This is a genomic window from bacterium (assembly GCA_024228115.1).
Classification (GTDB): domain Bacteria; phylum Myxococcota_A; class UBA9160; order UBA9160; family UBA6930.
In genome coordinates this window covers 1-7763 of the sequence record JAAETT010000075.1, presented here as the reverse complement: position 1 = coordinate 7763, position 7763 = coordinate 1, and the positions used below count along the sequence as shown (strand labels likewise).

Here is a 7763-nt window from a genome sequence, read left to right as displayed (position 1 = left end):
CGGTCGAGCCGGGAGGGCGTTCGCCCTGGGTCAAGGACCTTTCGACCCGGAAGATCTGAATCGGAATCCGGAACGGCGGGCTGCGTCGCCCCCCGGCCAAATGATCAGATTTCTACGCTTCTGAGTGAGCGTCTACACATACTTCTTCAGCTTCTGATCGAGCAACGTGTATCCGTGGTACATCAGCGTCTCAATCTCTTCGTCCGAGAACCAATCCAGATCTGTTCGGATCCTTGCAACGGGTCCAACCAGGGAATCCGGTAATCCCGGTGCTCCTCCCGATACCGTGTCTCGCAGGTCGAAGAATACGCTCTGGGAGATCGTCCCCTCTCTCTTGCGGGCAAACAGTTGCTGGACCAAGAGATCGCGAGCGGCATCCATCGCGATGCTGTTGGAGCGAAGTAGGACCGAAATCGCGCGGGACGATGCATCCGGATCTTCATCGAACAGACCTGATGCATCTGAGCAGATGACGTACTCGCATCCTGCGCTGAAGACTGACGTAAGCCCCTGGTTGTCACGCACGCCTCCGTCGGCTAGGCGAATCTTCCGCGTGTCCTTGTAGGCCTTGCGAAGATTGACCTGTTTGAGCGCTTTCTCGTCCAGGACAAGCGGAGGGAACAGCCCGGGAACGGCTGCAGAAGCTCCTACCGCGTCCGCGATCAACAGATTCGGATTCTCCGCCGAGGCGTACTTGTAGTCTCCCATTTCCTCCTTGCTGAACTTCCAGATGACACCGCTGTTGAGGCTTGTGGCGTTGATGACCAGCCTGGGAGAATCCGGGAGCTGCGAGAGCCGCGAGCCGTGGAAGAGCAAGCGGTCGTACTCGGTGGCTGTGATGTTTGTGCGCGACCGGCTCGAGAACAGTGCTTTTCCGAACTCGATCGGATGAAAGACCACGGAGCCAGTCAGGCCGCGCATGCGCACGTTGGCCTTCAGTGCCTTCCGGAATCCATTTTCAATCTCCCCAATCGGATCACCTTGTCTCAGCACATAGTAGGCGCCGACGATCGACCCTCCGGAGACCGTGGAGACTACGTCGATCTTGTCCAGTATCGCGAGTTCGTCAAGTCGCCGAAGGACTCCCATATGGAAGGCGGATGCCCGAAACCCGCCCCCGGACAAGGCTAGGCCAATCTTCCGCTCTACGGTCTTCCCATCGACTTCTACCTCGATCACGTCGTTTCCTCTGTATCTCGCCTTCTACGGCAGTAGGCGTCGGGAAGGGATCGGTGCAGTATCGTTCTTTAGTCCGTCGGAATTGCCCAGACCTCGGCAGCCACCGCCCCCTCAAGTGAGTTCTCTTGTGGATCGGGCAAGCCCCGCAGGAAGTCGAAGCCCGTGAGTTCCTCGAGCTCGTCGATCGATACGAGGTACGCGTCGAATTCCTCTGGGACGCGCTCGGTCACCGCCCGGTTCGGAACCAGAAACGCCATGGCGTCGTGCCCCCCACTCGCGGCCTTCGCAACAACGATCTTGAAGTAGTGTGTCGGAACAGCCACCTCGTTCTTGCCGATCACGCTGTACTCGACGAGGCCGTCCTCATTGCCATCATCATCCACGAACGCAGGACCCGTAATGATCCAGAGATCTCCCCGGGCAGCTGCCAGCTGCTGGATATGATCCTCAAGCAGTCTCCAGCGATTCTGGTTCAGCCGGGGGGCCTGAGGTGTCATGTTCGACAGCAGAAAGCTTTCTCGAACGACTCGTCTACCTCTACCTTTCTGATCCGCCGCGGCAGCCTGGTGGCCACGGTCGAAGCCTGAACTCTTGTAGTCGGAGCGCTCTGCTCGCCGGCCCGGGCGCAACACGGGATCCGCCTTGAACGCTGCTGTTCCCGGACGTGTTTCCGTCCCTTCGACGTAGGCCTCCTTTAGGTGGAAGGATACCCAGTCCGCGATCAGGTCTACGTTGTTGTGTGCAAGCGTGTGCCCCTCGCGAATCACCAGCGTTCGGTTACCCGGCATTTGAGTGGTGGGAATCCCAAAGGGGTTGTGCTCGTCAAGCCAGGTCTCCTGCTGGTCGTTCAGGCCGGCTGCGGCGGCGAGTTCTGCTGTGGCGTTGGGGGCAAGCCGAAATCGGCGGTTGTCGGGCGCTGTATCCCCGGCGGGAAGGGCGTTCCCAAGCAGAGCGATCGCCAGCGGTACCGCAGCCGCAGTGTTGCGCGCCGCGCTCACGGTGTACCTGTCGCTGGTGCTGCGGGGGTATGCGAAACCGTCTTGTTGGACAAGTAGCCGGTGTGGCTGATGCCAAGCAGGACGTTCATGCCGTCCTGGATCGGCGGAAGCTGCGTTATCGCGTCTTGGGCCTCCCGGAACATTCCGGCGAGTGCTGATGCGTAAGCAAGGAAGAGTACAAATGTAAAGAAGAACATCTGGACCTTACCCAAGTCGAGCACGGCTGCGTTGCCGAGTTCTTCTCCCTTGAGCATGTCTGCCCAACGAGCCTGTAGGGGGCTTGTGTTCGCAACGACAATGTTGTCGCTATCCCAGACTTCGTCATAGCCTTCATCTTTGAGCGCCTGCATCCCCAGGTTCTTGGCTTCGGAGGTGGCCTTGCCCTTCGTCGTGAGGATCGCGGGTGAAGCGACCAGAGAAGCGGTGCTGATTCCCATCAAGACAAAAAGCTGTTGCGGAATGGTGAACTCCAGCGGGTCCCACCCCACCGCAAGGTTCATCAGCGCGGCGGTGAGAATCCCTGAGAGGACCAGGAGCGTCCAGCCGGCGAACTGGAGCCTCGAAAGGCTCATCCGGTTTCGCTGGTCAATCAGCAGTCCACGCCAGTTCTTGCTGACTCCGTGTCCGGCGATGACCCCGAAAGCCGCGAGGAGCAGCAGAATCGCGAGCCAGACGCCGACCGGGTTCGATTGGAGTGTCTCGCTGGTTCGAAACTGCCAGGCGAGAATCCCGATCAGCAAGAGCACGAAACCAAGCGCGGCGGCGTGTGTCGTATCCCATGCACGTTCCCTGCGCCGCTCCGCGGCCGCGGCTTCACGTGAAGTCTGGGGATCTGCCATTGCTCCTACCTCCTCGAATGTGAGCCCGGTTGGGCAAGCCAAGCATGAAGGCAAGGTGTTGGCGCGCAGTGTGAACCCGTTCACACCAAAAGACCAGCCCCTCAGGTATCATCTATTAGGGGAGGGGCATGGACCAGACCGACGGACAGGAGCGGCTCCCCGAGGTCCTCGAGCGCCTCGAGCGCTCGAGCGGGCGTGGCCTCGACCGGTGCATCGAGACGGCGGCCGCGCTCCAGGCCTGGCGGCTCGACAACGGCCTCACCAAGACGGCCGGGGTCACCCGCACGGTCGCCCTGATCGCGGCTGGCGAGTTCGATCCGGACCTCCGGGAGGCCCTCGCATCCGCGAAGCTCGACTGGTCCCTTCTCCATGACGCGGCCGGCCTCGCCACGTTCCCCGACGTCGCCAAGCGGGCCGTCGACCTGCCGCTCCACGTGGAGCTGATCTACGCCCTGGAGCGCTTCGCGGATGCGAGGGCCTCCCGGAGGTCCGGATCGAGCTCGACGGCCGAGAGAAGAGGAAACCCGAGGAGGGGCGGAATCCCAAGCAGAGGGAAAAGCGGAAGAGGAAGACGAAGCACGAGTTCTTGTTCGCCTGGTTCAACGCCTGGGAATACGAGCAGACCGGCAACCTCGCGGCTGGCCTCGCCCAGGAGACCGTGAAGGCGCTGGTCGACGACCTCGGTCCCGCCGAGCGGTTGTGGCTGCAGGTTCGCTTTGCATGGCGGGAGCACGGCTGGCGGTTCGCGCGGACGTCGCTGGCCGCGTTCACCGCCCTCGCCGGCGTGGTCCTGGGTGCCCGGATGGTCGCCACGGCCATGGGTACGCTGCCCACGGAGTCGGTTGACGGCGTCTCGGTCGGTCTTGGAGGGGGCCTCGCGCTCGGAGCCGCCGTCATGGCTGCGCGCTTCCTCGGCAACGTCCGCGAGCTCTGGAGCCACCCCCTCGCCGACCAGATGGTCTCCTACCTGAAGCTCCCCGACTACGCGAAGCACCTGGGGCTGATCCCAGTGCTCCACCGCCATCTGGCCGAGCTGTGCAAGCTCCGCGGCATCCGCCGTGTTGACCCGGAATCCAAGGGCACGCGGCGGCGGCTCGTCGTCTTCGTCGACGCCCTGCGGCTCGTGATGGTCATCCCCGAGGTAGTCCTGATCGTCGGGATCGATGCGCGGATCGCCTTCCGCGCCGTGGGCAGCCACTACAAGGGCATGGCCGACGAGCAGACCTCGGCGCAGGACATCGCCCGCGACTTCCTCGGCAAGATCATCCAGCTCCCGATTCGGCTGGGGCGCCCGGACGACCTTAGCGCCTTCGTCCACGGCCTCTTCGCATCGGGCGACGGGCGCGAGCGGAGCTACGCGAGTGAGCGGGCCCTTGCCAGCCAGGCGACGTCCGCAGGCGCCGGGACGGAAACTCCCGAGGGCACTGAACCCGACGAGCAGGAGGGGGAGATGGCCCCCGCGCCGACGAAGGAAGGCGCATTGGACAAGGAGGGCTCCGGAGGAATCCAGCCGTCGCCCGATACCCAGTCCGCAAAGGCCGCCGTCCGTGCCGACCTCGATCTCGCGCTCGATCTCGACATGACGCACGGGGGCGTGGATCCGAGGCGGTTCGAGGCGTTGGCCAAGACCTTCGAGATCGACAATCCGAGGAGGCTGCTGCGGCTGCGCAACTGCTACCGGCTGCTGAAGGTGTTCGATCTCCAGCGCGCAATGCGGATCGAAGCGCACGAGCGTCGCGAGGACTCGCTCCTGATGGCGGCCCTGTTCTGGCAGGAGTTCCTGTGCGCGGCCAAGCCTGAGGTGCAGGCGAGCTGCGAGGACGTACTCGAGGGCAAGGCCAAGGTGGGCACGGTCGAGGATCCCGCGGCGAGGCGGGTCGTGGAGAGCTTCGCGAAGCAGGTTGCAAAGGAGCCGGCCTGGAGCGCGAGCAGGCTCCGGGACGCGCGCGAGTTCGTGCGACGCCTGGTGCTCCCGCGCGGCGAGGGCGGTGGCAGGGCCGTGCCCCCGACCCCACACTCGAAGTGACGGGCTGACGCCTGCGCCGGACTGCTCACCTGACGCCCGCGAACGCGGCGGCGTTCCAGGACGAAGCGCCACGATGACAATCCCTGCAACGTTCGCTCCTGCCGCCTCGGCGCTATTCGGCTGCTGTCACTTGAGCCACTTCATGAGTTCGAACAGGCCAGCCGCCACGAGTGCGCCGATCATTTCCAGGAGCGCGAGGATATGCTCCGCGGCGGCCACGTCCCCTCCCTTGAGGTTCGTCTAGGCGGGTCCGGATTACCGTACGGCCTCCATCTACGTCGTCTTGATCTGCAGCTCGAGGTGCAAGTTCCGAAATCTTAGACGGAAGGCAGCCAGGAACAGTAGTCCCGATCCCACGAGGGAATCTCCGGTGTTAGGAGATTCGGGTTTCGGAGACATTGCAGTTGTGATTCAATTGAGTCGACATGGATTCAAGTCAAGAACCCGCTTTGGGAAGAGGCATTCCGCCCTGAGGGGGCACTCTTCTCCGCCCTGATCCGACGATCACTGACCTCGCCAAGGAGCCCTCCATGCAATCGAACTGCCCTCGCAATCACGGCCTAAACTGCATCCTCCCGCCTTACATCGTCGAACATATGTCCAGGTCCGACGATCCTGACGTCCGAAAGCTCGCCATGGAAACGATGGAGACAGGCGCCGAGGCGCGTGCGGTTCGAAGCCTGTACTCGACAATGCCTGCAATGGCCGCAATCCCTTCGGCGGGCCAGAAGAAGGAGCGCCTCGTTTACGACCTCAAGGGCAAAGGAATGTGGGCGCTCCCCGGGAAACTCGTCCGGGAAGAAGGCGACAAGAACACGAAAGACACTGCCGTAAATGAGGCCTACCGACACGCCGGCTACGTGTACGATTTCTACAAGAAGGTGTATGAGAGGAACTCCCTCGACGACCATGGAATGGCACTGATCTCAAGCGTTCACCTCCGCAAGAAGCACAACAACGCTTATTGGAATGGCGAGCAGATGATCTATGGAGACGGTGACGGTGTGCGCTTCATCCGTTTTACCAAATCGCTCGATGTGGTCGGCCACGAATTCTCTCACGGCGTGGTCACTCATACCTGCAATCTCGAGTACAAGAATGAGTCGGGTGCATTGAACGAGCATTTCGCCGACGTGATGGGCGTGTTGGTGCGCCAATGGCGCAAGAAGGAGAGCGCGAAGTCAGGTGACTGGACGGTCGGCAAGGACTGTCTGGGACCCAACGTGGACGCCTCCGGGCTCCGGACCTTCCTCGACGAACTTGCCTTTGAAGACGACCCGATCATGGGGACAGACGCTCAACCCAAGCATCTGGACAACAAGTACAAGGGCACTGACGACTACGGAGGTGTCCACATTAACTCCGGCATTCCGAACCACGCCTTCTACTTGACGGCCTACGAACTCGGCGGCAAGGCCTGGACCCGCGCAGGACGCATCTGGTACGACACCCTCACTCTGCTCCGGCCGACGAGCGACTTCGACGAGATGGTCGAGGGCACACTCAAGGCAGCGACCGCGCTCTTTGGAACCGGGAGCAAGGAGCTGAAGGCAGTGAAGATCGGGTGGAAGGGGGTAGGCTTGTCTTGACCGGCGGGAGTCTACCCGGGGTTTGGGGAGGCCAACGATGAAAGTCTGGTTCCGTCAGACTGGGGGCATTGCAGGCCAAGTTCGCGGCTGCGAGGTCAATGGTGAGGGTCTCGACGAGAGTGAGCTTCGCGAACTAAAGGGCCTCGTCGAGCCCTTGACGACCGAGCCTCCGTCCAGCGCCGAGTCGAAGGCTCGTGACGTGGAGATCTACGAATTTCGGGTCGAGCAGGATGACGGGAGCTTCGTCAACGTCAGCTTCGACGAATCTGTCTTGACCGAGCGCTTGGCGCCCCTCGTCGAATTCGTGCAGGACCGATCGGGCCCGCGAAAGCTGGAGGACCCGAGTTGGCCCTCCAGCCTCGGTGCGGCCACCGAGATCGCCGTCCAGGCGATCTTTTTCGACATTGGCGACACTTTGGGGCGGGCCATTGCCGATTCCCACGGAAAGCTGCGCATCGAACCGATTGTCGGCGCACTGGCGAGCCTCGAGGCATTTCAGGAGTTGGGTTTCCCGCTCGGGGTGGTCTCGAACACCCCAAGCGGCTTTTCACAAGAGAAAATGGACGCCCTCCTCGAGGAGTGTGGGATGCTTGTTTTCTTCGGGGAAGAGCTGCGGGTCTACAGTTCAGTCGTCGGCCTCGACAAGAGCACGCCGGAGATCTTCGAATTGACAGCAGGACGAGTACCAAGTGTTGGCTCTTCAACCGGCCTCCTTTACATCGGCGAAGACTCCGACGAGCGGGCCAACGCGGAGGCTGCGGGTTGGAACGTGGCCCCAGATCTCTCGACAGGTCTGGAGATGGTGCTCACAGCGCGGCGTTAAATTCCTCGACTTCTCTCTCCAGGTGGTTCACTGGTAGTCCTCGCGGTTCTAGGCCTATCCGCCCAGTGTGAGCCAGTTGAGCCAGGGAAGCGCCGCGGCCAATGCCACCGGGATACTCACCGGAACGCCAGTCCCCAGGCGCTGCATTACTTTTCTTGATATTCCTGAGCCTGGTAGGGTCGAGGGCTGGCGCGGTGGTCCGTAAGGCGGTGGCCTTGTCTGTATCCCGGGTTTCCCCGTTCGTGCCCGTGTAGACCCCACCGTGACTCCGTTTCCAGCCCCCGCCACATCGAACGCAGCATGCGGATT

7 protein-coding genes are annotated in these 7763 nt (G+C 62.2%); 4 read left to right on the top strand and 3 right to left on the bottom strand.

What is annotated here, in order from left to right:
- Positions 1-132: 132 nt before the first annotated feature.
- The 3 genes from GY937_04345 to GY937_04335 all read right to left on the bottom strand — a co-directional run bounded on the left by GY937_04345 (position 133) and on the right by GY937_04335 (position 2923).
- Positions 133-1179, bottom strand: a complete 1047-nt coding sequence (locus GY937_04345) for a hypothetical protein (GenBank protein MCP5055939.1) — start codon at positions 1177-1179, stop codon at positions 133-135.
- 68 nt (positions 1180-1247) lie between these two features.
- Entirely contained in the window at positions 1248-2177 is a 930-nt protein-coding gene (locus tag GY937_04340; GenBank protein MCP5055938.1) for a hypothetical protein, read from the bottom strand.
- Entirely contained in the window at positions 2174-2923 is a 750-nt protein-coding gene (locus GY937_04335) for a hypothetical protein (protein ID MCP5055937.1), read from the bottom strand. Before GY937_04335 ends, GY937_04340 begins: the two co-directional genes overlap by 4 nt.
- A gap of 221 nt (positions 2924-3144) precedes the next feature.
- Between GY937_04335 and GY937_04330 the strand changes: the two genes are divergently transcribed.
- The 4 genes from GY937_04330 to GY937_04315 all read left to right on the top strand — a co-directional run bounded on the left by GY937_04330 (position 3145) and on the right by GY937_04315 (position 7454).
- A complete protein-coding gene (locus tag GY937_04330; protein MCP5055936.1) occupies positions 3145-3678 on the top strand; it encodes a hypothetical protein in 534 nt (177 codons plus the stop codon).
- Positions 3603-5042, top strand: coding sequence for a hypothetical protein (locus GY937_04325; GenBank protein ID MCP5055935.1), 1440 nt, complete (start codon positions 3603-3605; stop codon positions 5040-5042). Before GY937_04330 ends, GY937_04325 begins: the two co-directional genes overlap by 76 nt.
- Positions 5043-5572: 530 nt before the next feature.
- Positions 5573-6631, top strand: a complete 1059-nt coding sequence (locus tag GY937_04320) for a M4 family metallopeptidase (GenBank protein MCP5055934.1) — start codon at positions 5573-5575, stop codon at positions 6629-6631.
- 37 nt (positions 6632-6668) lie between these two features.
- Positions 6669-7454, top strand: a complete 786-nt coding sequence (locus GY937_04315; protein ID MCP5055933.1) for a hypothetical protein — start codon at positions 6669-6671, stop codon at positions 7452-7454.
- Positions 7455-7763: the final 309 nt, after the last annotated feature.

Excerpts from the sequence above, each read along its gene's own strand:
- GY937_04315 (MCP5055933.1), top strand. The coding sequence starts at position 6,669 with ATGAAAGTCTGGTTCCGTCAGACTGGGGGCATTGCAGGCCAAGTTCGC.
- GY937_04330 (MCP5055936.1), top strand. The coding sequence starts at position 3,145 with ATGGACCAGACCGACGGACAGGAGCGGCTCCCCGAGGTCCTCGAGCGC.
- GY937_04320 (MCP5055934.1), top strand. The coding sequence starts at position 5,573 with ATGCAATCGAACTGCCCTCGCAATCACGGCCTAAACTGCATCCTCCCG.